20 protein-coding genes are annotated in these 22,683 nt (G+C 56.7%); 10 read left to right on the top strand and 10 right to left on the bottom strand.

Translation table 11 applies throughout. From position 1 onward, the window contains the following. The first annotated feature begins 32 nt into the window (after positions 1-32). From secB to cysE, 3 genes are all read left to right on the top strand, one after another. On the top strand, positions 33-500 hold the full coding sequence (secB, locus tag V4835_RS22870; RefSeq protein ID WP_003860835.1) for a protein-export chaperone SecB: 468 nt from the start codon (positions 33-35) through the stop codon (positions 498-500). Beyond that, a complete protein-coding gene (gene gpsA / locus V4835_RS22865) occupies positions 500-1,519 on the top strand; it encodes an NAD(P)H-dependent glycerol-3-phosphate dehydrogenase (protein ID WP_023334039.1) in 1,020 nt (339 codons plus the stop codon). The genes secB and gpsA overlap by 1 nt, the downstream gene beginning before the upstream one ends. A gap of 74 nt (positions 1,520-1,593) precedes the next feature. Beyond that, positions 1,594-2,415 carry a serine O-acetyltransferase gene (cysE, locus tag V4835_RS22860; RefSeq protein WP_008502718.1) on the top strand — a complete coding sequence of 274 codons (822 nt, stop codon included), beginning with the start codon at positions 1,594-1,596 and terminating at the stop codon, positions 2,413-2,415. Between the two features lie 32 nt (positions 2,416-2,447). Here the strand turns inward: cysE and trmL are convergent, their stop codons facing one another. From trmL to V4835_RS22815, 9 genes are all read right to left on the bottom strand, one after another. After that, positions 2,448-2,918, bottom strand: a complete 471-nt coding sequence (gene trmL / locus V4835_RS22855; RefSeq protein WP_023334040.1) for a tRNA (uridine(34)/cytosine(34)/5-carboxymethylaminomethyluridine(34)-2'-O)-methyltransferase TrmL — start codon at positions 2,916-2,918, stop codon at positions 2,448-2,450. Between the two features lie 45 nt (positions 2,919-2,963). Continuing rightward, positions 2,964-4,304 carry an MFS transporter gene (locus tag V4835_RS22850; protein ID WP_331413856.1) on the bottom strand — a complete coding sequence of 447 codons (1,341 nt, stop codon included), beginning with the start codon at positions 4,302-4,304 and terminating at the stop codon, positions 2,964-2,966. Positions 4,305-4,485: 181 nt separating this feature from the next. Next, positions 4,486-5,673 carry an FMN-dependent L-lactate dehydrogenase LldD gene (gene lldD, locus V4835_RS22845; RefSeq protein WP_063145473.1) on the bottom strand — a complete coding sequence of 396 codons (1,188 nt, stop codon included), beginning with the start codon at positions 5,671-5,673 and terminating at the stop codon, positions 4,486-4,488. Next, positions 5,670-6,443 (bottom strand): transcriptional regulator LldR, encoded by a 774-nt coding sequence (gene lldR / locus V4835_RS22840; RefSeq protein ID WP_121426006.1) that lies wholly within the window; start codon positions 6,441-6,443, stop codon positions 5,670-5,672. Before lldR ends, lldD begins: the two co-directional genes overlap by 4 nt. Further along, entirely contained in the window at positions 6,440-8,095 is a 1,656-nt protein-coding gene (lldP, locus tag V4835_RS22835; RefSeq protein ID WP_032650757.1) for an L-lactate permease, read from the bottom strand. The genes lldR and lldP overlap by 4 nt, the downstream gene beginning before the upstream one ends. Before the next feature lie 271 nt (positions 8,096-8,366). Continuing rightward, positions 8,367-8,729, bottom strand: a complete 363-nt coding sequence (locus V4835_RS22830) for a YibL family ribosome-associated protein (RefSeq protein ID WP_063145475.1) — start codon at positions 8,727-8,729, stop codon at positions 8,367-8,369. 58 nt (positions 8,730-8,787) lie between these two features. Continuing rightward, on the bottom strand, positions 8,788-9,378 hold the full coding sequence (mtlR, locus tag V4835_RS22825; protein ID WP_038417732.1) for a mannitol operon repressor MtlR: 591 nt from the start codon (positions 9,376-9,378) through the stop codon (positions 8,788-8,790). After that, positions 9,375-10,523: a mannitol-1-phosphate 5-dehydrogenase gene (mtlD, locus tag V4835_RS22820; RefSeq protein ID WP_196350873.1), complete on the bottom strand. Its 1,149-nt coding sequence runs from the start codon at positions 10,521-10,523 to the stop codon at positions 9,375-9,377. The genes mtlR and mtlD overlap by 4 nt, the downstream gene beginning before the upstream one ends. A 100-nt stretch (positions 10,524-10,623) precedes the next feature. Beyond that, entirely contained in the window at positions 10,624-12,531 is a 1,908-nt protein-coding gene (locus V4835_RS22815) for a PTS mannitol transporter subunit IICBA (protein ID WP_063145477.1), read from the bottom strand. A gap of 656 nt (positions 12,532-13,187) precedes the next feature. Between V4835_RS22815 and V4835_RS22810 the strand changes: the two genes are divergently transcribed. The 7 genes from V4835_RS22810 to aldB all read left to right on the top strand — a co-directional run bounded on the left by V4835_RS22810 (position 13,188) and on the right by aldB (position 21,666). Next, positions 13,188-13,544: a DUF3302 domain-containing protein gene (locus V4835_RS22810; protein ID WP_024906600.1), complete on the top strand. Its 357-nt coding sequence runs from the start codon at positions 13,188-13,190 to the stop codon at positions 13,542-13,544. A 2-nt stretch (positions 13,545-13,546) separates the two neighbouring features. After that, positions 13,547-14,683, top strand: coding sequence for an HlyD family secretion protein (locus tag V4835_RS22805; RefSeq protein ID WP_063145479.1), 1,137 nt, complete (start codon positions 13,547-13,549; stop codon positions 14,681-14,683). Between the two features lie 90 nt (positions 14,684-14,773). Continuing rightward, positions 14,774-15,382: a glutathione S-transferase gene (locus V4835_RS22800; protein WP_331413851.1), complete on the top strand. Its 609-nt coding sequence runs from the start codon at positions 14,774-14,776 to the stop codon at positions 15,380-15,382. A gap of 103 nt (positions 15,383-15,485) precedes the next feature. Then, positions 15,486-16,871, top strand: coding sequence for an L-seryl-tRNA(Sec) selenium transferase (selA, locus tag V4835_RS22795; RefSeq protein WP_331413849.1), 1,386 nt, complete (start codon positions 15,486-15,488; stop codon positions 16,869-16,871). Continuing rightward, positions 16,868-18,733, top strand: coding sequence for a selenocysteine-specific translation elongation factor (selB, locus tag V4835_RS22790; protein WP_331413848.1), 1,866 nt, complete (start codon positions 16,868-16,870; stop codon positions 18,731-18,733). Before selA ends, selB begins: the two co-directional genes overlap by 4 nt. 156 nt (positions 18,734-18,889) lie before the next feature. Beyond that, positions 18,890-20,041 carry an L-threonine dehydrogenase gene (yiaY, locus tag V4835_RS22785; RefSeq protein WP_331413847.1) on the top strand — a complete coding sequence of 384 codons (1,152 nt, stop codon included), beginning with the start codon at positions 18,890-18,892 and terminating at the stop codon, positions 20,039-20,041. An 86-nt stretch (positions 20,042-20,127) separates the two neighbouring features. Continuing rightward, positions 20,128-21,666, top strand: coding sequence for an aldehyde dehydrogenase AldB (aldB, locus tag V4835_RS22780; protein ID WP_023309928.1), 1,539 nt, complete (start codon positions 20,128-20,130; stop codon positions 21,664-21,666). Here the strand turns inward: aldB and V4835_RS22775 are convergent. Next, complete coding sequence (locus V4835_RS22775; protein WP_331413845.1) at positions 21,663-22,628, bottom strand: LysR family transcriptional regulator; 966 nt, start codon at positions 22,626-22,628, stop codon at positions 21,663-21,665. The two genes, aldB and V4835_RS22775, sit on opposite strands and share 4 nt — an antisense overlap. Positions 22,629-22,683 lie beyond the last annotated feature (55 nt).

Raw genomic sequence — 22,683 nt, 5'->3', positions numbered from 1 at the left:
GAGACTTTAGGACAATTAAAAAGGGTATTTCCATGTCAGAACAAAACAACACCGAAATGACTTTCCAGATCCAGCGTATCTACACCAAGGACGTCTCTTTCGAAGCGCCAAATGCGCCACATGTTTTCCAGAAAGATTGGCAGCCAGAGGTTAAACTTGATCTGGATACCGCATCTACCCAACTGGCAGATGACGTGTATGAAGTCGTGCTGCGTGTGACCGTTACCGCATCTCTGGGCGAAGAAACCGCATTCCTGTGTGAAGTACAGCAGGGCGGCATCTTCTCTATCGGCGGTATCGAAGGCAACCAGATGGCGCATTGCCTGGGTGCGTACTGCCCGAACATTCTGTTCCCGTATGCGCGTGAATGCATCACCAGCCTGGTTTCCCGCGGTACATTCCCGCAACTGAACCTTGCGCCAGTTAACTTTGATGCGCTGTTCATGAACTATCTGCAGCAGCAAGCTGGCGAAGGTGCTGAACAACATCAGGATGCCTGATGAGCACTGTTAATGCGTCAATGACTGTGATCGGTGCCGGCTCATACGGCACCGCTCTTGCCATCACGCTGGCAAGAAATGGTCACGAAGTGGTTCTCTGGGGCCACGACCCAAAACATATCGCCACGCTGCAACGCGATCGTTGTAACGTCGCGTTTCTTCCGGACGTTCCGTTCCCTGACTCCCTGCACCTTGAAAGCGACCTTGCGACCGCGCTGGCGGCCAGCCGCAACATTCTGATTGTGGTCCCGAGCCATGTATTTGGCGACGTGCTCCGTCAGATTAAGCCGCTGATGCGCCCGGATGCGCGCATTGTCTGGGCGACAAAAGGACTGGAAGCCGAAACCGGACGCCTGCTGCAGGACGTTGCCCGCGAAGCGCTGGGTGATGCGATCCCGCTGGCGGTCATCTCCGGCCCGACCTTTGCCAAAGAGCTGGCCGCTGGCCTGCCGACGGCGATTTCGCTGGCCTCCACCGATCAGGCTTTCTCCGACGATCTTCAACAGCTGCTGCACTGCGGCAAGAGCTTCCGCGTCTACAGCAACCCCGATTTTATCGGCGTGCAGCTGGGCGGTGCGGTGAAGAACGTGATTGCGATTGGTGCCGGGATGTCAGACGGCATTGGTTTTGGTGCCAATGCGCGTACGGCGCTGATCACCCGAGGGCTGACCGAAATGTCCCGCTTGGGCGAAGCGCTGGGTGCCGATCCGGCCACCTTTATGGGGATGGCTGGCCTGGGCGACCTGGTGCTGACCTGTACCGACAACCAGTCTCGTAACCGCCGTTTTGGCATGATGCTCGGACAGGGCAGCGATGTAAAAGGCGCGCAGGAGAAGATTGGTCAGGTGGTTGAAGGCTATCGCAATACCAAAGAAGTCCGCGAGTTGGCACACCGTTTCGGTGTCGAAATGCCAATAACCGAGGAAATTTATCAGGTATTGTATTGCGGAAAAAATGCGCGCGAGGCAGCATTGACCTTATTAGGTCGTGCGCGCAAGGACGAGCGCAGCAGTAACTAGTCGGAACCGTTGTCACCTGAATGACCCAGCCAGCGCAGAACTGGCTGGTCATTAACTATCGTCTGGAGTAAGCAATGCCGTGTGAAGAACTGGATATCGTCTGGAACAATATTAAAGCCGAAGCCCGGGCGCTGGCCGACTGCGAGCCTATGCTGGCCAGTTTCTACCACGCGACGCTACTCAAGCACGAAAATCTTGGCAGCGCGCTGAGCTATATGCTCGCCAACAAGCTGGCTTCCTCGATCATGCCTGCTATCGCCATCCGTGAAGTGGTGGAAGAGGCTTACGCCGCAGACCCGGAAATGATCGCCTCTGCCGCCTGCGATATCCAGGCCGTGCGCACGCGTGACCCGGCGGTCGATAAATATTCTACGCCGCTGCTGTACCTGAAAGGCTTCCACGCCCTGCAGGCTTACCGCATCGGCCACTGGCTGTGGAATGAAGGCCGCCGCGCGCTGGCGATCTTCCTGCAAAACCAGGTTTCCGTGACGTTCCAGGTCGATATTCACCCGGCAGCGAAAATTGGCCGCGGGATCATGCTCGACCACGCCACCGGGATTGTCGTCGGGGAAACGGCGGTCATTGAAGATGACGTCTCGATCCTGCAGTCGGTCACCCTGGGCGGCACCGGTAAAACCAGCGGCGATCGCCATCCGAAAATTCGTGAAGGGGTGATGATTGGCGCGGGTGCCAAGATCCTCGGCAACATCGAAGTCGGGCGCGGCGCGAAGATCGGCGCAGGCTCCGTGGTGCTCCAGCCTGTACCACCGCATACTACTGCCGCTGGCGTACCGGCGCGCATCGTCGGTAAACCAGACAGCGATAAGCCGTCCATGGACATGGATCAGCACTTCAACGGCATTCACCATACCTTCGAGTATGGTGACGGCATCTGAGATTTTGCCCGGTGGCGCTGCGCTTACCGGGCCTACCTTAATATGGCGCCCTGGTAACCCAGCTGGCGCCAGGCTTCATACACCACCACCGACACCGCGTTCGACAGGTTCATGCTGCGGCTGTCCGGCATCATCGGAATACGGATTTTCTGCTCGGCGGGCAGGGCATCCAGAATCGTGGCCGGCAGGCCGCGCGTCTCCGGGCCAAACATCAGATAGTCACCTGCCTGATAGCTTACGGCGCTATGCGCTGGCGTGCCTTTGGTCGTCAGGGCGAACATGCGCTGCGGCTTCTCTGCTTCCAGAAACGCGGCGTAATCGTGATGGCGAACGACGGCGGTAAATTCATGATAATCCAGCCCTGCGCGACGCAGACGTTTGTCGTCCCACGTAAAGCCCATCGGCTCAATGATATGCAGACGAAAACCGGTGTTTGCACACAGGCGGATGATATTGCCGGTATTCGGCGGAATTTCTGGTTCGAATAAAACGATGTTAAGCATGCTGCCCCCTTAATTGCGGGGGCAGAATAGCAGAAAAGAGAGGAACTACGCGACGCCGGGTTCCTGCGAGCGGCTGTACAGCATTTTGTAGACGGTTGCCGCAGCGGCCACCAGGGCGGGTACGCTGAGAATCATTAAAATACTGTCTGCCTGCCACTGCATGGAAAGAAGCTGGGCGCTGGTCATGGTTCCCGCCACGCCGCCAAAGCGGCCGATCCCCTGCATCCAGGCGATGCCCGTCGCGCGGCACTCGGTAGGGTAAAAGGTGGCGGCCAGGGTTTGCATGCCCGATTGCGCACCGTTCATCGCGATCCCCATCAGGAAAATCAACCCACCAAACAGGGCGATATGGTTATGCTCTATGCCAAGCAAAAGAATGAGGCCCATTGTCAGCACAAAACCGCACGCAACCACCCTGTGCGCCTCCCAGCGGTCCATCATCCAGCCCGCGAGCAGAATGCCTGCGGTGCCGCCGAAGGTGAACAGCGAGGTGAGCCAGGCGGATTCCGCCAGGGCATAACCCATCCCCTGCATCAGCGTTGGCATCCAGCTCAGCAGGACGTAGTAAATGACCAGCCCCATAAAATAGGTCACCCACAGCATCAGGGTGCCGGGCAGCCAGGGCATGGAAAACAGCTGCGACACGCTCCCTTTTTTAGACGCGACTTTCTCCTCCGCGAGGAAAAAGCCCGTGACGCTATCCAGCGTGCTGCGGGCGAACCGGCTGGCGATGCGGCGGACCTGCATGACGTCTTTCCCGCGCTGCACCAGAAACTTCACGGACTCCGGTAAAAACAGCGCCAGCAGCAGCGTTAAAATCAGCGGAGCAATCGCCCCGGTCAGCAGCACGCTTCGCCAGCCGTGGTGGGGGATAAGCCAGGATGAGATCGCGCCGCCGCCCGCCGCACCCAGAGGGAAGCCGCAGTACATGGTATTAATCGCCATGGCGCGACAGCGCTGGGGGGCAAACTCGGAGATCAGCGTAATGGCGTTAGGCATTGCGGCACCGAGCCCCAGGCCCGTCAGAAAGCGCCACAGCGTCAGGGTATTCAGACTTTGCGCCCAGGCCGTTCCCAGGCTCGCGAGGCCGAAGAACAGGCAGGAGAAGACCAGCACGCGCTTGCGCCCCACCCGATCCGATACCGGACCGGCGATCAGCGCGCCCAGCGACAGCCCCAGCAGCGCCGCGCTCAGCACCGGCCCCAGATCCTGTTTGTGTATCCCCCATTCTGCAGACAGCGTAGGCGCGATGTAGCCCATCGCTGCAGTATCAAAACCATCGATTGCCAGAACCAGAAAGCCCAGCACGATGAGCAGCCAGTGAAACCGCGAAAAGGGACTGTCATCGATCACCTGCTGAATATCCACCTTACCTGAATACGCCATACGCTCCACTCCGATCTGATGTTGTTTTTGTGTTCTTGTATTTGCTTGTCTATACAATTGCGGGCGGCTGGTGGATGTCAAATTTTCTTATCCAATATGTTATCTGGATGTTATTTTTGGCATAAAAAAGCGCCCGAGGGGGAAATCGGGCGCATGAGAAAGGGGGGTTAACCGGAGAAGGTCAGGCCGCGTTTCCCTGAGCAAGGGGAGCCAGCGCCGCCGGTAATTTGCTTAACTCCTGCACCAGGGAGTCTTTGCTGATTTCACCGATCGTTTTCGCACCGGTCAGCGTCATCGCCACCTTCATCTCTTTTTCGATCAGGTCGAGCAGATTCGCCACGCCTGCCTGGCCCGCCGTCGCCAGCGCATACAGATACGCACGCCCCAGCAGTACGCTGTCGGCGCCCAGCGCAATCATACGCACCACGTCCAGCCCGTTGCGGATGCCGCTGTCGGCCAGGATGGCAATATCGCCTTTCACCGCATCGGCGATGGCCGGCAGGGCGCGTGCGGAAGAGAGCACCCCGTCAAGCTGGCGTCCGCCGTGGTTAGAAACCACAATCCCGTCTGCCCCAAAGCGCACCGCGTCGCGGGCATCTTCCGGATCGAGGATCCCCTTGATCACCATCGGGCCATCCCAGAACTCGCGGATCCACTCCAGGTCTTTCCACGAGATCGACGGATCGAAGTTGTTCGCCAGCCAGCCGATGTAATCCTCCAGCCCGGTCGGTTTACCGAGGTAAGCCGAGATATTACCCAGATCGTGAGGCCGACCGTTCAGGCCGACATCCCACGCCCACTGCGGGTGGGTCACGGCCTGCCAGTAGCGACGGAGCGCAGCGTTCGGGCCGCTCATGCCGGAGTGGGCATCACGATAGCGCGCGCCGGGGGTCGGCATATCGACGGTAAAGACCAGCGTGGAGCAGCCCGCCGCTTTCGCGCGCTCGAGCGCGTTACGCATAAAGCCGCGATCCCGCAGGACGTACAGCTGGAACCACATTGGGCGCTTGATGGTCGGGGCGACCTCTTCAATCGGGCAGACGGACACGGTGGACAGAGTAAACGGAATGCCTTTGGCATCCGCCGCAGCGGCGGCCTGCACTTCGCCACGGCGGGCATACATCCCGCATAAGCCTACAGGCGCGAGCGCCACGGGCATGGAGAGCGTTTCGTTGAACAGCTTTGTCTCAAGGCTCAGGTCAGACATATTCTTCAGCACGCGCTGGCGCAGAGCCACCTCCGACAGATCTTCCACGTTGCGGCGCAGGGTGTATTCGGCATACGCCCCGCCGTCGATATAGTGGAACAGGAACGGGGGCAAAATGCGCTGCGCCGCGGCGCGATAGTCACTGGCTGCTGAAATAATCATGCTTTGTTCTCCCTGGAAATATCACTGTCGCCAGGCAGACGGGTAATACGCGCCTGTCGGGCCTGGTCTTCATCGAATCGTTTAATGGTGGTGTGCACGAAGCCGAGATGCGCCATCATCGCTTTGCGTGCGGCCTCGGCATCACCGGCCAGAATGGCCTTGAGCACCGCCTCGTGCTGTTCGGTCAGTTGGGCAAACACCGGCGGAACCAGATACATGCGCTGGCGGCTCTGTTTAACGGAGGATTGCAGCAGGTCGAAGAACCCGCGCATGGTCTGGAGCAGCACCACATTGTGCGACGCCTCGGCAATCGCCAGGTGAAAACGCACGTCCGCCTGAGAGGCAATATCCGGGTCGCTGCTCTGCGTGGCCTCAAAGCAGGCGATGAGTTTCTCTTTGTCGGCGTCGGTTGCCCGCATGGCCGCGTGCCAGGCGGTACTGGTTTCGATGGCGTGACGCGCTTCAAGGATGTCGAAGCTGTAGTCCGGGTCGTTCTCCATCAGCGTCTTCAGCGGCTGAACGATGTTTTGCTCGGACCAGTCGTCATGCTGCCAGCGCACAAAGGTGCCGCCGCCGCGACGGCTCAGCAGCACCCCTTCGCTGACCAGCGTCGCCAGCGCCTCGCGCAGTGAATTGCGCGACACGCCAAGCTGGGCGGCGAGCTGGCGTTCGGCGGGCAGCTTCATGCCCGCTTCCAGCTGTTGTTCTTCAATCAGCGCCCGCACGCGAGAGGCAATCTCGTCGGACAGGCGTCTGGGCATCACTATCATGGGATCATCCAGGTTAAGACATAGGCCTGCAGGGTAGTGATCACCCCCACCATGCAGGTGAATATCAGGCTGTGTTTCACGGTAAAGCGGAACAGATCCGACTCTTTACCGACCAGTCCCACCGCCGCACAGGCAATGGCGATGGATTGTGGAGAGATCATTTTCCCGGTCACGCCGCCGGTGGTATTCGCGGCCACAAGCAGGACGTCCGACACGCCAATCTGCTGGGCTGCCGTTGCCTGCAGCGCGGCAAACAGGGCGTTAGACGAGGTATCGGAACCGGTCAGGAACACCCCCAGCCAGCCGAGGAACGGCGAGAAGAAGGTGAAGGCGTGGCTGGTATGGGCCAGCGCCAGTGCCAGCGTCGATGACAGGCCGGAGTAGTTCGAGATAAACGCGAACGCCAGCACCATGCCGATGGAGTAAATCGGCAGCATCAGCTCTTTAATGGTCGCCGCAAAGGTCTGCACCGCGGCCGCAGGCTTCATGCGCAGCCACACCACGGAAAGGATAGCGGCAAACAGGATGGCGGTACCGGTAGCGGAGAACCAGTCGAATTTATAGACCGCGGCATACGGCGTGGCGGCGTGCACCACCGGCGGCATACGGGCGACCATCTTGTCGAGGAACGGTACGGAAATATTAATCACCATGTCGTACAGCGCCCCGCCCGGCGCGAACAGGGCTTTAAACGGCGGGATGCTCCACAGGGTGACCGTTGCGGTCAGGAACAGGAACGGCGACCAGGCGCGGATCACCTGTCCCGCGGTATAGCCTGTACGGGCCAGGGTTTGATCAACCTGCGAGGCGCCCATGTCGGCAAAGCGGAAAATACGTACCGGCTGCCAGCGCTTCAGGAACAGCGTCAGACAGACCAGCGACACCAGCGAAGAGATGATGTCCGGCAGCTCCGGGCCGAGGAAGTTGGAGCTGAGGTACTGGGCAATGGCGAACGAACCGCCCGCCACCATCACCGCAGGCCAGGTCTCCTTCACGCCGCGCCAGCCGTCCATAATCGCCATGATCCAGAACAGGACGATAATGGTCAGGAAGGGCAGCTGGCGGCCAACCATCTGGCCGATCTCAAAGCTGTCCAGCCCGGTGACCTGTCCGGCCACCAGAATCGGAATGCCCATCGCGCCAAACGCCACCGGCGCGGTGTTCACAATCAGGCACAGGCCTGCGGCATAGAGCGGGTTAAAGCCCAGACCCACCAGCAGCGCGGCGGTGATCGCCACCGGTGCGCCAAAGCCGGCCGCACCTTCCAGAAACGCCCCGAAGGAGAAGCCGACAATCAGCATCTGCAGGCGCTGGTCCGGCGTGATGGAGAGAATTGACGAGCGGATAATGTCGAACTGCCCGGTTTTCACCGAGATTTTATAGACAAAGACCGCCGCGATGATGATCCACGCAATCGGCCACAGGCCGTAGAAGAAACCGTAGACGACGGATGCCAGCGCGCGATCGACCGGCATTTTATAGAAGAACAGCGCCACCATCAGGGCGATAGCAACGGTATACGTCGCGGCGAGGTAGCCCTTCAGCTTGAGCTTAATCAGCGCAAAGAAGAAGAACAGGATCGGAAGCGATGCGATCAGGCTCGACAGCCAGATATTTCCGGCCGGGTCGTAGTTTTGTTGCCAGAGGCTCATGCAGGTCTCCTGGGGACCAGACAGCCTGCGCTGCGGGTGAGTCTCCGCTCAACTCTGCGTCACAGGTTGTGTAAAAGTGGTCCTGCCAATGTTGTGTTGTAGGGTTAATGACAATGAATGGTTAACCAGATGTTATGAGCTAGCAATGGTTTTGTGAGCGGAAATAATGGAATTGTGAACCGGGGGAGGATTGATTGCGCTATTGGTTGGACCAATTCACGCGAAGGGGAAAAGAGTAGGCCGGGTAAGCGCAGCGCCACCCGGCATGAAATCAGAACGCCGTCTTACAAAAGCCCGTCATCTCTTTCAGGCCCATTTCGCGGCCAAGTTCGGTCATCGGGTGCACGACCACCAGACCACGGACGCTTTTCTTCAGCTTGCCCATATCGGCCTGTTCTTTTTTGGTGATCGCACGGCGGTGCGGCATGTCCATCAGCTTCTGCGCTTCTTTGCTCAGCTTCTGACCTTTCACTTCGCGCAGGCGCTCGATTTCTGTTTCCAGCGTGGCGGCTTCTTTTTCCAGCTCGGCGTACTTCTCGGCGGAATCGACCAGGGACAGGCCAGCCATCTGGTGGCGGATCAGGTCCAGGCGGTCGCTCAGGCGTTTAATTTCGTTCTTTTCGACTTCTTTCATGACAAATAACTCTGAATACGGGGAATTTACAGGGAAGGATACACCAATGTGAGCAGGCTTACTTCTGAAACGCTTTTTTTAAGCTGATTCGGGAAATCAGCTCAGTCAGGGAGAGAACCATCGTGGAACGGACAACCTGTTGATAACGCAGCTTTTGCATCGCGTAGAGCTCAGGGTCGCTGTTATCAAAATGGGGGGCTGGGGGCAGCGCGGTGACGCAGTGCAGCTCGCCGAAGGGCCCCAGGATCTCATCATCGGTAAAGGTGTACTCATTACCGTCATGATTGAGTTCTTCGCGCAGCGCCATTAACAGCTCCGCATCTTCATACTCTTGCCGGTTCAGCACGCCAAGACCATAAATCAGCTTCAGACGCACGGATAAATCGCCCAGCGGTCCGTCTCCGTCCAGTAACGGTTCTACAGCATATTTTACCGCGTAGTCGTCTTTGCGAAACACCTGAAGCACCAGGATATTTACCGCCTCGGTTAACAGCTCGACGGCGGCAATCAGGAAACTTCGTACGGTTTTGCCAGCATTCAGACGCTCAAGCACACGATTTTCAAAGGCCTGGGTTTGTTCCATTATTGCCTGCATATCTGACAATCTATTATCTGGGCGCAGGTTAACCTGCGCCTCACTGTGCATCATTTGGTTGCGTTGTATGCGTTAACCGCCTCCACAACCACGTCGCTGTTGGCGTCCAGACCGGAAATCTGCGCCAGCGCAGCCTGTGCGCCTTTGTTATCAATCAGCTGAGCCAGTTCCTGCGCCTGCGGGTCCTGCTCGCTGCGGTAATGCATCGCAGCGGCAATCCCTTTCACCAGGTTGGCGTGCGGCAGGCCGTATTCCAGCGTGCCCAGCAGCGGCTTAATCAGGCGATCGCCCGCGCTCAGTTTGCGCAGAGGCTGACGGCCCACGCGCTCAACGTCATCTTTCAGATACGGGTTTTCAAAGCGACCGAGGATTTTCTGGATGTATGCTGCGTGTTTATCAGCATCAAAACCGTAGCGTTTGATCAGCACCGCGCCGCTCTCTTCCATTGCCCCTTTTACCACCGCGCGGATCTTCTCATCGAGGATAGCGTCACGAATGGTCTGATGACCGGCCAATTTTCCGAGGTACGCGGTTATAGCATGCCCGGTGTTCAGCGTGAAGAGTTTGCGTTCGACAAATGCCATCAGGTTATCGGTTAATTCCATTCCCGGAATGGTCGGCAGGGCGCCTTTAAACTGGGTTTTATCCACGATCCACTCGCTGAAGGTTTCCACGGTCACTTCCAGCGGGTCGTTGGTGGCAGATTCTGATGGCGGAACGATACGGTCAACGGCGGAATCCACAAACCCGACGTGCGCTTCAACCCAGGCTTTGTCTTCATCTGCTACAGCGTTAAGAACGTGGCCTTTCAGCTGCGTGGTGCCGCGCACCATGTTTTCACAGGCGATGATGTTCAGCGGGGTGTCGATGCCCTGCGCTTTGCGTTTTGCCAGGCCTTTCGCGACCGCAGGAGCAATGCGCTCAAGGACAACCGGGCCTACCGCCGTGGTAACCAGATCGACGCTGGCGATCAGGTCGATAACGTCTTCACCGATGCTGCTGACCGCGTTGACGCCGGATACCGTCTCAACCTGCTCGTTTTCACCGACCACGTGTACCTGATAGCTATGACGCGCATTCAGGGCATCCAGGACAACCTGATTCACATCGGCGAATGTCAGCGTAATGCCCGCGTCTGCCAGCAGTTTACCGATAAAACCACGACCGATATTACCTGCGCCAAAATGTAATGCTTTCATAGTGTTAACCTTCATCAATGTTTTTACCCGAGAGGGCTGGGGTGAGGAACGTTTCCCCTCACCCTAGCCCTCTCCCCATGGGGGAGAGGGAGGAGTACCGTTATTTGTTGAGCAGTGCCAGAACTTCTTCAACGCTTTCAGTCTGTGCCAGACGCTCGATAACAGACTCATCGTCCAGCGCGTTGGTCAGGCTGGTAATCACCTGAATGTGCTCGTTGTTGCGAGCGGCGATACCAATCACCAGTCGGGCGATGTCGTCTTCTTCTTCACCGAAGCGCACGCCCTGCGGATACTGACAGAATACGACGCCGGTTTTCAGGACGCGATCCTTCGCTTCAACCGTACCGTGCGGCACCGCGATGGATTCGCCCAGGTAGGTTGGCGTCAGTTTTTCGCGTTCCAGCATCGCGTCAACGTATTCAGGCTGAACGTAGCCGCCTTTCACCAACTGCTCACCGGCAAAGCGAATCGCTTCTTCTTTGGTTGCCGCTGTACGACCGAGGAAGATGTTTTCCGCACCCAGTTTGAACAGGTGGGCGTTGCTCTCGTCAAAGCTGTCCTGCAGGCTGGAGCGCACTTTCACTTCGTTGTCTTCGTGACGCTGCGCCGCAACTAGACGTTCGGTCAGGCTGGTGTACAGGCCGCTGTCGAGGAAGTTGGTCAGCGAGATGTGCTGTGCCTGCGGTACCTGGCGCATGGCGCGTTCGGTCAGGTCGCGGTGCGTGATGACCAGGTCAACGTCCGGCGGCAGGCTGTTAATGGCGCTGTTGGTCACGGAGATGTTGGTCAGGCCCGCATCCTGCACTTTCTTACGCAGCACGCCTGCACCCATTGCGCTGGAACCCATACCGGCGTCGCAGGCAACGATGATTTTACGCACGTGGCTCAGGTCGTTAGAGACATCGCCCGCGGTCAGTGGGGTTGCGCCTTTGGATTCGGCTTTCATGTCGTGCATACGACGGGTCGCCGCTTCAATATCGTCGTCTTCTTTCACTTTGCTGGTTTTCAGCAGGATAGAAGAGACCACGAAGGAGACCGCCATCGCCGCACAGATCGCCGCGATGTTCGCGAAGTACGCCCCTTTTGGCGTCATTGCCAGTACCGCCAGGATAGAACCCGGAGAAGCAGGAGAAACCAGACCGCCGCCCAGCACGCTCAGAGTGAACACGCCGGTCATACCGCCGAGGATAACGGCCAGGATCAGACGCGGGTTCATCAGCACGTACGGGAAGTAAATTTCGTGAATACCGCCCAGGAAGTGAATGATTGCCGCACCGCCAGCAGACTGCTTAGCGCTGCCGCGACCAAAGAACATGTACGCCAGCAGAACGCCCATACCCGGACCCGGGTTCGCTTCAATCAGGAAGAAGATGGACTTGCCGAGATCGTGAGACTGCTGAATACCCAGCGGCGAGAAGATACCGTGGTTGATGGCGTTGTTCAGGAACAGGATTTTCGCCGGTTCTACGAAGATAGACGCCAGCGGCAGCATGTCGTGCGCCACCATGAAGTTAACGCCTGCCGCCAGAATTTTGGACAGCACTTCAACCGCAGGGCCAATGCCCATGAACGCCAGAATCGCGAGGATCATCCCGATGATGCCCGCAGAGAAGTTGTTCACCAGCATTTCGAAGCCGGATTTGATCTTACCATCAACCCAGACGTCGAATTTCTTAATCGCCCAGCCGCCCAGAGGACCGGCAATCATTGCACCGAGGAACATCGGCATATCCGCGCCGACGATAACACCCATGGTCGTGATGGCACCCACTACGCCACCACGGTCACCGCCCACCAGACGACCACCGGTGAAACCGATGAGCAGCGGCAGCAGATAGGTAATCATTGGGCCAACAAGTTTCGCCAGCGTTTCGTTAGGCAACCACCCTGTCGGAATGAACAATGCAGTGATGATACCCCACGCGATAAACGCGCCGATATTTGGCATCACCATGTTGCTGAGGAAACGACCAAAGCTTTGAACTTTGATCTTGAAATCGGATGACATAAAACACCCCTTCTTCTGTTTGCGCTTAGGCTTGCGGCCCGAGGTTTATTGTTAATGAGGCGGCAGAGGTAGCCGGACCCTGTTCTGATGCTGTGAAATCTGGCACTGAATCGTTCAACTGTCCAGACAGTGGAAATTTGTGTGATGTGCATCACGTAAATGTAGGGGGTGTGGATATCAATGAGGTGATCTGAATCACAAAACGGATGGACAAAAAAAATACGATGGCGAGAAATAAAGCAAAAACCACCCTTTTCTGTGATGGTGTTCACGTTTTGGTTTTGTGTGTTTGTTTCCGGATTGTGACTGATTTCACAAAATATTTTTATGCAGATTTCTCCTGCTGCGATCGGCGGCAAACTCTGCCTGGTAATTCGGCGTCAGGATGACCTAGCACGACACGTTAAGCTAAAAAACCACTTTTGATGTGTGGTATGGCGAAAAGTTAAAAGGTGGATTACGCTTATATTGTAAGGTTAAGTCTATTATTATTCAGGATATATTTTGACACGCTTATAAACTTGCATGGAGATATTATAAAAACCCATACTCCCCGGCTCGTAAATAGTAAGCACAACCCCGTGCTTATAAAAATTAATTAGGTTGCATACCGTTATATTAATTTAATGAGTTGACGTTGTTTAAGTGAGGAGAATATGTTTCTCAACTATTTTGCGCTGGGCGTATTGATTTTTGTATTTCTGGTTCTCTTTTACGGAATCATCGCCATTCATGATATCCCTTATAATATGGCCAAAAAGCGTAACCATCCCCATGCCGATGCGATTCACACGGCAGGCTGGATTAGCCTGTTTACGCTCCATGCCATCTGGCCGTTCCTGTGGATTTGGGCCACGCTGTACCGTGAAGATCGCGGCTGGGGTATGCAGAACCACATCACAAAGCCTGATGAGGTGCCGGGCATGGATGCGCTCGCCAAACGCGTGGCGGAACTCGAACAAAAGCTGGCCGCGGTAAAGCCTGCTGCTGATAAGAACACGCTGGAGCGCTAATCATGGATCTGTTAATTATTTTGACCTATGTGGCATTTGCCTGGGTGATTTTTAAAATATTCCGTATTCCGGTAAACCAGTGGACGCTTGCCACCGCGACATTAGGCGGGGTGTTTATTGTTGCCGGTCTTATTCTGTTAATGAATTATAACCACCCGTATACTTTTACTGCGCAAAAAGCGGTTATTTCTATTCCGATTACGCCGCAGGTTACCGGGGTGGTCAGTGAAGTGACCGATAAAAATAACCAGCTCATTAAAAAAGGCGAAGTGTTATTTAAACTTGATCCAGGCCGCTACCAGGCGCGCGTCGACAGACTCCAGGCAGACCTGGTGACCGCGACGCACAATATCGACAATCTGAAAGCGCAGCTGGTGGAGGCCGTCGCCAATACGACGCGCGTCTCCGCAGAGCGTGACCGCCTGTATAAAGATTATCAGCGCTACCTGAAAGGCAGCCAGGCGAAGGTGAATCCGTTCTCTGAAAGCGATATCGACAACGCGCGGCAGAACTATCTCGCGCAGGATGCGCTGGTAAAAGGCTCCGTTGCTGAACAGACGCAGATTCAAAGCCAGTTGGACAGCATGGTGAATGGCGAGCAGTCGCAGATTGCCTCCTTACGCGCTCAGCTTGCCGAAGCCAAATACAACCTGGATCAGACCGTGGTACGTGCGCCAAGCGATGGCTACATCACCCAGGTGCTGATCCGTCCGGGAACGTATGCCGCCGCGCTGCCTCTGCGCCCGGTGATGGTCTTTATTCCTGAACAGAAGCGTCTGATCGTGGCCCAGTTCCGTCAGAACTCGCTGCTGCGTCTGAAGCCGGGTGATGAAGCGGAAGTGGTGTTTAACGCGCTGCCGGGCCAGGTGTTCTCCGGGAAGCTCACCGCGATCCTGCCGGTGGTGCCGGGGGGAACCTATCAGGCGCAGGGTGCGCTGCAGTCGCTGACGGTCGTGCCCGGAACGGATGGCGTGTTGGGCACTATCGAACTGGATCCGAATGCGGAAGTCGAAGCGCTGCCAGACGGTATCTATGCCCAGGTGGCGGTCTACTCGGACCATTTCGCCCACGTCTCGGTGATGCGTAAAGTGCTGCTCCGTATGACCAGCTGGATGCACTACCTCTACCTCGATCACTAATCCTTCCAGGGCAGGAATGCGACACGCATACCTGCCCTTTTTTCATCGCTTGATCCATACTGACCTTTTTCCGGCATCAAGGATCAGGCAATGAAACTCATCGGTAGCTACACCAGTCCCTTCGTGCGAAAGATCTCGATTCTCCTGCTGGAGAAAGGGATTGAGTTTGAATTCATCAATGAACAGCCCTACAACGCTGAAAACGGCGTCGCGCAGTACAACCCGCTGGGGAAAGTTCCGGCGCTGGTGACGGACGAGGGCGAATACTGGTTCGATTCCCCGATTATTGCGGAGTATATCGAGCAGCTGGGCGTTGCCCCGGCAATGCTGCCGGCTGACCCAAAAGCGGCATTGGCAGTGAAGCAAATCGAAGCCCTGGCCGATGGCATTATGGATGCGGCGTTAACCTCCGTGCGTGAACAGGCAAGGCCCGCCGCCCAGCAGTCGGAAACGGAGCTGTTACGCCAGCGGGAAAAAATCAGCCGCAGCCTGGACAGGTGCGAACAGCTAATCCAGGAGGGAAAGATTCAAGCCGACAGCCTGAACCTGGCAACCATCGCCATCGCCTGCGCCATCGGCTATCTCAACTTCCGCCGCGTTTCACCTGGCTGGTGCGTCGACCGTCCGCTGCTGGTGAAACTGGCAGACACGCTTTTTAGCCGCGAGAGCTTTGCCCGGACCGAACCGCCAAAGGCTTGACGCGGGTTATAACACTTCGGCGTCGGAGGCGGTACAATCCCTCCACATGTTAACTCCCTCTCCCGTCGGGAGGGGGGAAGATATTTACTCGCCAGGCGCTTTCATGACTACTCATCATTCGCTGTACAGCCAGATCCCCGCTACCGACCGTCTCCTTCGCGAGCCCCGCATGCATGCTGTTGTTGAGCGCTTCGGCCATACCGCGACGGTGGAGATGTTACGCCTGCTTCAGGACGAAGCCCGATGCGCTATTCAGGCAGAAAACGCCTTGCCCGACTGGTGCACGGCGTGGGAGCAGGAAGTTGAATACCGGCTGGACGAGAAAGCGCAAAGCGCATTACGCCCGGTGATTAACCTGACCGGTACCGTGCTGCATACCAACCTGGGCCGCGCGCAGCAGGCGGAAGAGGCTATTGCGGCGGTCGCACAGGCCATGCGAGCCCCCGTGACGCTGGAGTACGATCTGGACGGCGCCGGACGCGGGCATCGTGACCGGGCGCTGGCGGACCTGCTGTGCCAGCTGACCGGCGCGGAAGATGCCTGCATTGTGAATAACAACGCCGCAGCGGTACTGTTGATGCTGGCGGCCACCGCCAGCGGCAAAGAGGTGGTGGTGTCCCGCGGCGAGCTGGTGGAGATTGGCGGGGCGTTTCGCATTCCGGACGTGATGCGCCAGGCGGGCTGCATGCTACATGAAGTGGGCACCACCAACCGCACCCATGCGAAAGATTATCGCGCGGCGGTGAATGAAAATACCGGCCTGATGATGAAGGTTCACACCAGCAATTACCACATTGAAGGCTTCACCAAAACGGTTGAAGAGGCGGAGCTGGCCGCGATGGGGCGCGAACTGAATATACCGGTGATTGCCGATCTCGGCAGCGGCTCGCTGGTGGATCTGAGCCTGTACGGGCTGCCGAAAGAGCCGATGCCGCAAGAGATGATTGCCGCGGGCGTTAGCCTGGTCAGCTTTTCCGGCGACAAGCTGCTGGGCGGGCCGCAGGCCGGGATTATCGTCGGCAAGCGCGAGCTGATTGCGAAGCTGCAGCAGCATCCGCTCAAGCGCGCCCTTCGAGCCGATAAAATGACGCTTGCCGCGCTGGACGCGACGCTGCGGCTCTATCTCCACCCGGAGAAACTGGCCGATCGCCTGCCCACGCTGCGTTTGTTAAGCCGCGATGCCGCCTCGATTCGCGCCCAGGCCGAATTACTGCTGCCGCGCATTGCCCCACACTACCCCGATTTTGACGTTCGCATTGAACCCTGCCAGTCGCAGATTGGCAGCGGTTCGCTGCCGGTGGACAGGCTGCCGAGTGAAGCGCTCACGTTCACCCCGCGCGACGGGCGCGGCAGCCACCTTGAAGCCCTGTCTTCGCGCTGGCGTGGCCTGCCTGCGCCGGTTATCGGGCGGATTTACGATGGCCGAATGTGGCTGGATCTGCGCTGCCTTGAAGATGAAGAGCGATTTCTGGAGATGTTGTTGAAATGATTATTGCCACCGCCGGTCATGTCGACCACGGAAAAACCACGTTACTGCAGGCGATTACCGGTATAAACGCCGACCGCCTGCCGGAAGAGAAAAAGCGCGGCATGACCATCGATCTGGGCTATGCCTACTGGCCCCAGCCTGATGGCCGCGTACTGGGTTTTATAGATGTTCCGGGGCATGAAAAGTTTCTGTCTAATATGCTGGCGGGCGTGGGGGGCATCGATCATGCCCTGCTGGTGGTGGCCTGCGATGATGGCGTTATGGCACAAACCCGTGAGCACCTGGCGATCCTGCAGCTGACTGGCAACCCGCAGCTGACCGTGGCGCTGACCAAAGCCGATCGCGTGGATGACGCACGCGTCAGCGAGGTGCGCGAAACGGTACAGGCGACCCTGCGGGAATATGGTTTTGATGATGCTCCGCTTTTTGTCACCGTGGCGACAGAAGGGCGCGGTATCGATGAACTTCGCCACCACTTACGGCAACTTTCGTCGCGTGACCACGCCAGCCATCACCGCTTCCGTCTGGCCATTGACCGGGCGTTTACCGTCAAAGGCGCGGGCCTGGTGGTTACCGGTACGGCGCTGAGCGGTGAAGTAAAAGTGGGGGATAGCCTGTGGCTGACGGGCGTTAACAAGCCGATGCGCGTGCGCGGCTTACATGCACAAAACCAGCCCGCAGAGTGCGCTCATGCCGGGCAGCGGATTGCGCTGAACATTGCCGGGGATGCGGAAAAAGAGCAGCTTAACCGCGGCGACTGGCTGCTGGCCGATGCCCCACCAGAACCGTCTGAACGCGTCATTGTCTCTCTGCGGACAAACGTGCCTCTGACCCAATGGCAGCCGCTGCATATTCACCACGCGGCCAGCCATATCACCGGGCGCGTGTCGCTGCTGGAAAACGACCTTGCTGAACTGGTATTCGATTCACCGCTCTGGCTTGCAGACAACGATCGTCTGGTACTGCGTGATATTTCCGCGCGGGAAACGCTGGCCGGGGCTCGGGTCGTCGCGCTGAATCCACCGCGACGCGGCAAGCGTAAACCTGAATATCTGCAGTGGCTGGCAGCGCTGGCGCAGGCTAGCGATGATAGCGCCGCGCTGCGGGTGCATCTCGATCGCGGTGCGGTGAGCCTGAGTGATTTTGCATGGGCACGCCAGCTGAGCGAGGAAGGCTTACGCCAGCTGACCCATCAGCCGGGCTTTATTCAGGCTGGAAATAGCCTGCTTAATGCTCCGGTTGCTGCACGCTGGCAGCGTAAGATACTGAACACGCTGGCGACGTACCATGAGCAGCATCAGGATGAGCCAGGCCCGGGCCGCGAGCGCCTGCGACGCATGGCGCTGCCGATGGAAGACGATGCGCTGGTGCTGCTGCTGATTGAAAACATGCGCGAAAGCGGGGCGATCAAAAGCCACCACGGCTGGCTGCATCTGCCGGATCACAAGGCCGGGTTCACCGCAGAGCAAGAAGCAGTATGGCAAAAAGTGGCCTCGCTGTTTGGCGATGAGCCGTGGTGGGTTCGCGATCTGGCCCGCGAAACGAGCACCGACGAGCAGGTAATGCGTCAGGTATTGCGCCATGCGGCGCAGCAGGGGCTAATAGTCGCGATCGTGAAAGATCGTTATTACCGTAACGATCGCATTGTGGCGTTTGCCAACCTGATCCGCGAGCTGGATCAGGAAAGAGGCTCAACCTGCGCAGCCGATTTCCGCGACCGGCTGAACGTGGGCCGCAAGCTGGCGATTCAAATTCTGGAATATTTTAATCGGATTGGATTTACCCGCCGTCGCGGTAACGATCATTTATTGCGCGATTCATTATTATTTCCTGAAACGAAAACCGGGATTGATACAGAATAAGAATCGATTGGAATAGATTTATATATTAATTAACACTTTCGCAGATTTAATTTTTTAAACCTGCGAGAGTGTACGCAAAAACAGGTTTTTGATCATATTTTTAAAATAATATTTTCCGTATGCTGCCGATAGTTTATATCTCTTTGAGGATTTATTATGGCTGCATCCGTATTTTATATTCCTTCCGTGAATATTATTGGTTCTGATTCATTATCCTCCGCGATGGATACCATGCGCGACTACGGATGGCGCCGCGCGCTGATTGTCACCGACGCGATGCTGAGCAAACTGGGTATGGTTACTGATATCCAAAACGCGCTTAAGGAGCGCGATATTTCCAGTGTGGTCTACGATGGCACACATCCGAATCCAACAACGGCAAACGTTGCTGCTGGTCTGGAAATATTAAAGAGCAACCACTGTGACTGCGTTATATCACTGGGCGGCGGGTCGCCACATGACTGTGCAAAAGGTATTGCACTGGTGGCCGCTAATGGCGGCGATATCCGTGACTATGAGGGTGTTGATCGCTCGGCAAAACCGCAATTGCCAATGATTGCCATTAATACCACCGCCGGTACAGCCTCTGAAATGACACGCTTCTGTATTATTACCGATGAGGCGCGCCATATTAAAATGGCTATTGTAGATAAACATGTCACACCGGTTCTGTCCGTCAACGATTCTTCTCTAATGGCAGGGATGCCTGCATCGCTAACGGCGGCAACCGGCATGGATGCCCTGACCCACGCGATTGAAGCCTATGTTTCCGTGGCAGCCACGCCTATTACGGATGCCTGTGCCCTTAAAGCAGTGACGATGATCAGCGAAAATCTGGTGCATGCTGTTGAAGAAGGCAGTAATGCGCGGGCTCGCGAGGCGATGGCCTATGCACAATTCCTCGCTGGCATGGCGTTTAACAACGCTTCCTTAGGCTACGTACACGCGATGGCGCATCAGCTGGGTGGTTTTTACGACCTTCCACACGGCGTATGTAATGCGGTACTGCTGCCGCACGTTCAGGTGTTTAACAGTAAAGTGGCGGCAGCCCGTTTGCGCGACTGTGCGGAAGCCATGGGCGTAGATGTTAGCAAGATGACTGATGAGCAGGGTGCACAGGCGTGCATCGTGGAAATTCGCGCCCTGGCTCGTAAAGTGAATATCCCGTCCGGCCTCCGTGAACTGAACGTCAAAGAGAAAGATATTCCGGTTCTTGCGACCAATGCTTTGAAGGATGCTTGCGGGTTCACCAATCCCGTTCAGGCTACCCATGATGAGATAGTGGCGATTTATCGCGCCGCGATGTGACCCCCGTCGTAAACGCCGTTACCGGTTGGCGAGAAAATCGCCAGCCGGAACTACCCTTGTTGTACACCAACAGCAAGGAGACGGTCATGACAAACAATCCTCCCTCATCGCGTATCCAGCCCGGCGAGTATGGTTTTCCCCTCAAGCTGAAGCCTCGTTATGACAACTTCATTGGCGGCGACTGGGTTGCTCCCGTCGACGGCGAATACTATTCCAACCTGACCCCCGTTACCGGCCAGCCGCTGTGCGAGATAGCCAGCTCCGGCAAGCGCGATATCGATCTGGCGCTGGATGCGGCGCACAAAGCGAAAGATAAATGGGGCCATACCTCCGTTCAGGACCGCGCGGCCATTTTGTTCAAAATCGCCGACCGGATGGAGCAGAATCTGGAGCTGCTGGCGACGGCGGAAACCTGGGATAACGGCAAGCCGATCCGGGAAACGATGGCGGCAGACGTGCCGCTGGCCATCGACCATTTCCGCTATTTTGCCTCCTGTATTCGCGCCCAGGAGGGCGGAATAAGCGAGGTAGACAGCGACACCGTGGCGTATCACTTCCACGAACCGCTGGGCGTCGTCGGGCAAATCATTCCGTGGAACTTCCCGCTGCTGATGGCGAGCTGGAAAATGGCGCCCGCGCTGGCGGCCGGGAACTGCATTGTGCTGAAACCGGCGCGTCTGACCCCGCTCTCGGTGCTGCTGCTGATGGAAATCGTTGGCGATCTTCTGCCGCCGGGCGTGATTAACGTGGTCAACGGTGCGGGCGGTGAGATAGGAGAATATCTTGCTACCTCGAAACGGATCGCCAAAGTGGCGTTTACCGGGTCGACGGAAGTGGGCCAGCAGATCATGCAGTACGCCACGCAGAACATTATTCCGGTGACCCTGGAGCTGGGCGGGAAATCCCCGAACATCTTCTTCGCGGACGTGATGGAGGAAGAGGATGCCTTCTTCGATAAAGCCCTGGAAGGGTTTGCGCTGTTTGCGTTTAACCAGGGGGAAGTTTGCACCTGCCCAAGCCGCGCGCTGGTGCAGGAGTCCATCTATGAGCGCTTTATGGAGCGGGCCATTCGCCGCGTTGAGTCTATCCGCAGCGGTAACCCGCTCGATAACGTCACGCAGATGGGCGCGCAGGTCTCGCACGGACAGCTGGAAACCATCCTCAACTACATTGATATCGGCAAGAAAGAAGGGGCGGATATTCTGACCGGCGGTCGTCGTAAAGTGCTGGGAGGGGATCTGCAGGAAGGGTATTACCTTGAGCCGACGATCCTGTTCGGTCAGAACAACATGCGCGTCTTCCAGGAGGAAATTTTCGGACCGGTGCTGGCCGTGACCACCTTCAAAACCATGGAGGAGGCGCTGGAGATTGCCAACGACACGCCGTATGGCCTGGGAGCAGGCGTCTGGAGCCGCAACGGTAATCTGGCCTATAAAATGGGCAGAGGCATTCAGGCCGGGCGTGTCTGGACCAACTGCTACCACGCCTATCCGGCGCACGCGGCCTTTGGCGGTTATAAGCAGTCGGGCATCGGGCGTGAAACCCATAAGATGATGCTGGAGCATTACCAGCAGACCAAATGTCTGCTGGTCAGCTACTCCGATAAACCGCTGGGGCTGTTCTAATCACCCATCTCAGGCCGTCCATGGACGGCCTGAGCAATTTGCTGGCGCAGGCAGTTCAGAACGCCATCCAGAATATATTGCACCCGCCAGGGCTGGTATTCGCGTTTGCGGAAGATAGCCGTCAGATCGAGCCACCACTCTTCCTGATGCGGGAAACAGGGGACCAGCATCCCGTTTGTTAATTCTTTCTTTAGACTCTCTTTGGGTGCAAAAACAATCCCAAGATTATTTCTTGCCAGCTCCAGGGCCGTCTGCGTATTGTCGCAAATATAATTACCGGTCACACGGTAGTCATGCACATCATCACTGCCGTGCACGCGGAAACGCCAGATGTTTGCATCATCGACCAGCATGGAGTCAATGAGAATGCAGGAGTGGTTAATTAAATCTTCAGGTCCCGTTAAGGGATGTTTATTTAAATACTCAACGGTTGCGAACGCCGTTACGGAATATTTTGTCAACACGCTGGCGACCAGGCTTTCGTCTTTCGGTTGCGCATAGGTAATTAAAATGTCGCAGTCATCGGGAAAGGAAACGCCTTCTGAAAACTCATTCCGGTCCAGGTTGTAGGTTTTCAGGGAGATGCGAATGTCACCGATATCTTCTATCTGATGGATCACGTGGCGCGCGAGATAAGTCACGATACCTGTAGGGGCATAGATTGTGACCCTTCCGCGCTTTTCATGCTTATAATCAGCAATGAAATTAACGAGTTGACTGTTCTTATCCAGCGTGGCATTAACGTAAGGGAGTAACGCTTCACCAAACTGGGTAAGGGCCAGTTGCCGCGTGGTGCGTTCAAAAACCTTTAGTCCAACCCGCGTTTCAAAATCAGACAGATATTTACTGACGTTGGCCTGCGCCATGCCCAGCAGGGCGGCGGCATCACCAATGCTGTGGGTGGCTGCGATGACGGATATAATTTTTAATTCGCGAGGCTTTAGCTGTAATTTATTCATCATGCGCACCCATCTATATGATTTTATATATAATATTATATAAACCGCAGCGTTGCAT

It is taken from the genome of Enterobacter cloacae complex sp. CARB60, assembly GCF_036487345.1.
GTDB classification, from domain to species: domain Bacteria; phylum Pseudomonadota; class Gammaproteobacteria; order Enterobacterales; family Enterobacteriaceae; genus Enterobacter; species Enterobacter asburiae_D.
This window is presented reverse-complemented; position numbering and strand designations above follow the sequence as displayed.

Coding starts and splice junctions, on each gene's coding strand:
- V4835_RS22775 (WP_331413845.1), bottom strand. CDS start 22,628: ATGATGAATAAATTACAGCTAAAGCCTCGCGAATTAAAAATTATATCC.
- lldP (WP_032650757.1), bottom strand. CDS start 8,095: ATGAGCCTCTGGCAACAAAACTACGACCCGGCCGGAAATATCTGGCTG.
- V4835_RS22810 (WP_024906600.1), top strand. CDS start 13,188: ATGTTTCTCAACTATTTTGCGCTGGGCGTATTGATTTTTGTATTTCTG.
- mtlR (WP_038417732.1), bottom strand. CDS start 9,378: ATGATGCACAGTGAGGCGCAGGTTAACCTGCGCCCAGATAATAGATTG.
- V4835_RS22800 (WP_331413851.1), top strand. CDS start 14,774: ATGAAACTCATCGGTAGCTACACCAGTCCCTTCGTGCGAAAGATCTCG.
- V4835_RS22815 (WP_063145477.1), bottom strand. CDS start 12,531: ATGTCATCCGATTTCAAGATCAAAGTTCAAAGCTTTGGTCGTTTCCTC.
- V4835_RS22850 (WP_331413856.1), bottom strand. CDS start 4,304: ATGGCGTATTCAGGTAAGGTGGATATTCAGCAGGTGATCGATGACAGT.
- V4835_RS22805 (WP_063145479.1), top strand. CDS start 13,547: ATGGATCTGTTAATTATTTTGACCTATGTGGCATTTGCCTGGGTGATT.
- lldR (WP_121426006.1), bottom strand. CDS start 6,443: ATGATAGTGATGCCCAGACGCCTGTCCGACGAGATTGCCTCTCGCGTG.
- yiaY (WP_331413847.1), top strand. CDS start 18,890: ATGGCTGCATCCGTATTTTATATTCCTTCCGTGAATATTATTGGTTCT.
- aldB (WP_023309928.1), top strand. CDS start 20,128: ATGACAAACAATCCTCCCTCATCGCGTATCCAGCCCGGCGAGTATGGT.
- gpsA (WP_023334039.1), top strand. CDS start 500: ATGAGCACTGTTAATGCGTCAATGACTGTGATCGGTGCCGGCTCATAC.
- secB (WP_003860835.1), top strand. CDS start 33: ATGTCAGAACAAAACAACACCGAAATGACTTTCCAGATCCAGCGTATC.
- trmL (WP_023334040.1), bottom strand. CDS start 2,918: ATGCTTAACATCGTTTTATTCGAACCAGAAATTCCGCCGAATACCGGC.
- V4835_RS22830 (WP_063145475.1), bottom strand. CDS start 8,729: ATGAAAGAAGTCGAAAAGAACGAAATTAAACGCCTGAGCGACCGCCTG.
- selA (WP_331413849.1), top strand. CDS start 15,486: ATGACTACTCATCATTCGCTGTACAGCCAGATCCCCGCTACCGACCGT.
- lldD (WP_063145473.1), bottom strand. CDS start 5,673: ATGATTATTTCAGCAGCCAGTGACTATCGCGCCGCGGCGCAGCGCATT.
- cysE (WP_008502718.1), top strand. CDS start 1,594: ATGCCGTGTGAAGAACTGGATATCGTCTGGAACAATATTAAAGCCGAA.
- selB (WP_331413848.1), top strand. CDS start 16,868: ATGATTATTGCCACCGCCGGTCATGTCGACCACGGAAAAACCACGTTA.
- mtlD (WP_196350873.1), bottom strand. CDS start 10,523: ATGAAAGCATTACATTTTGGCGCAGGTAATATCGGTCGTGGTTTTATC.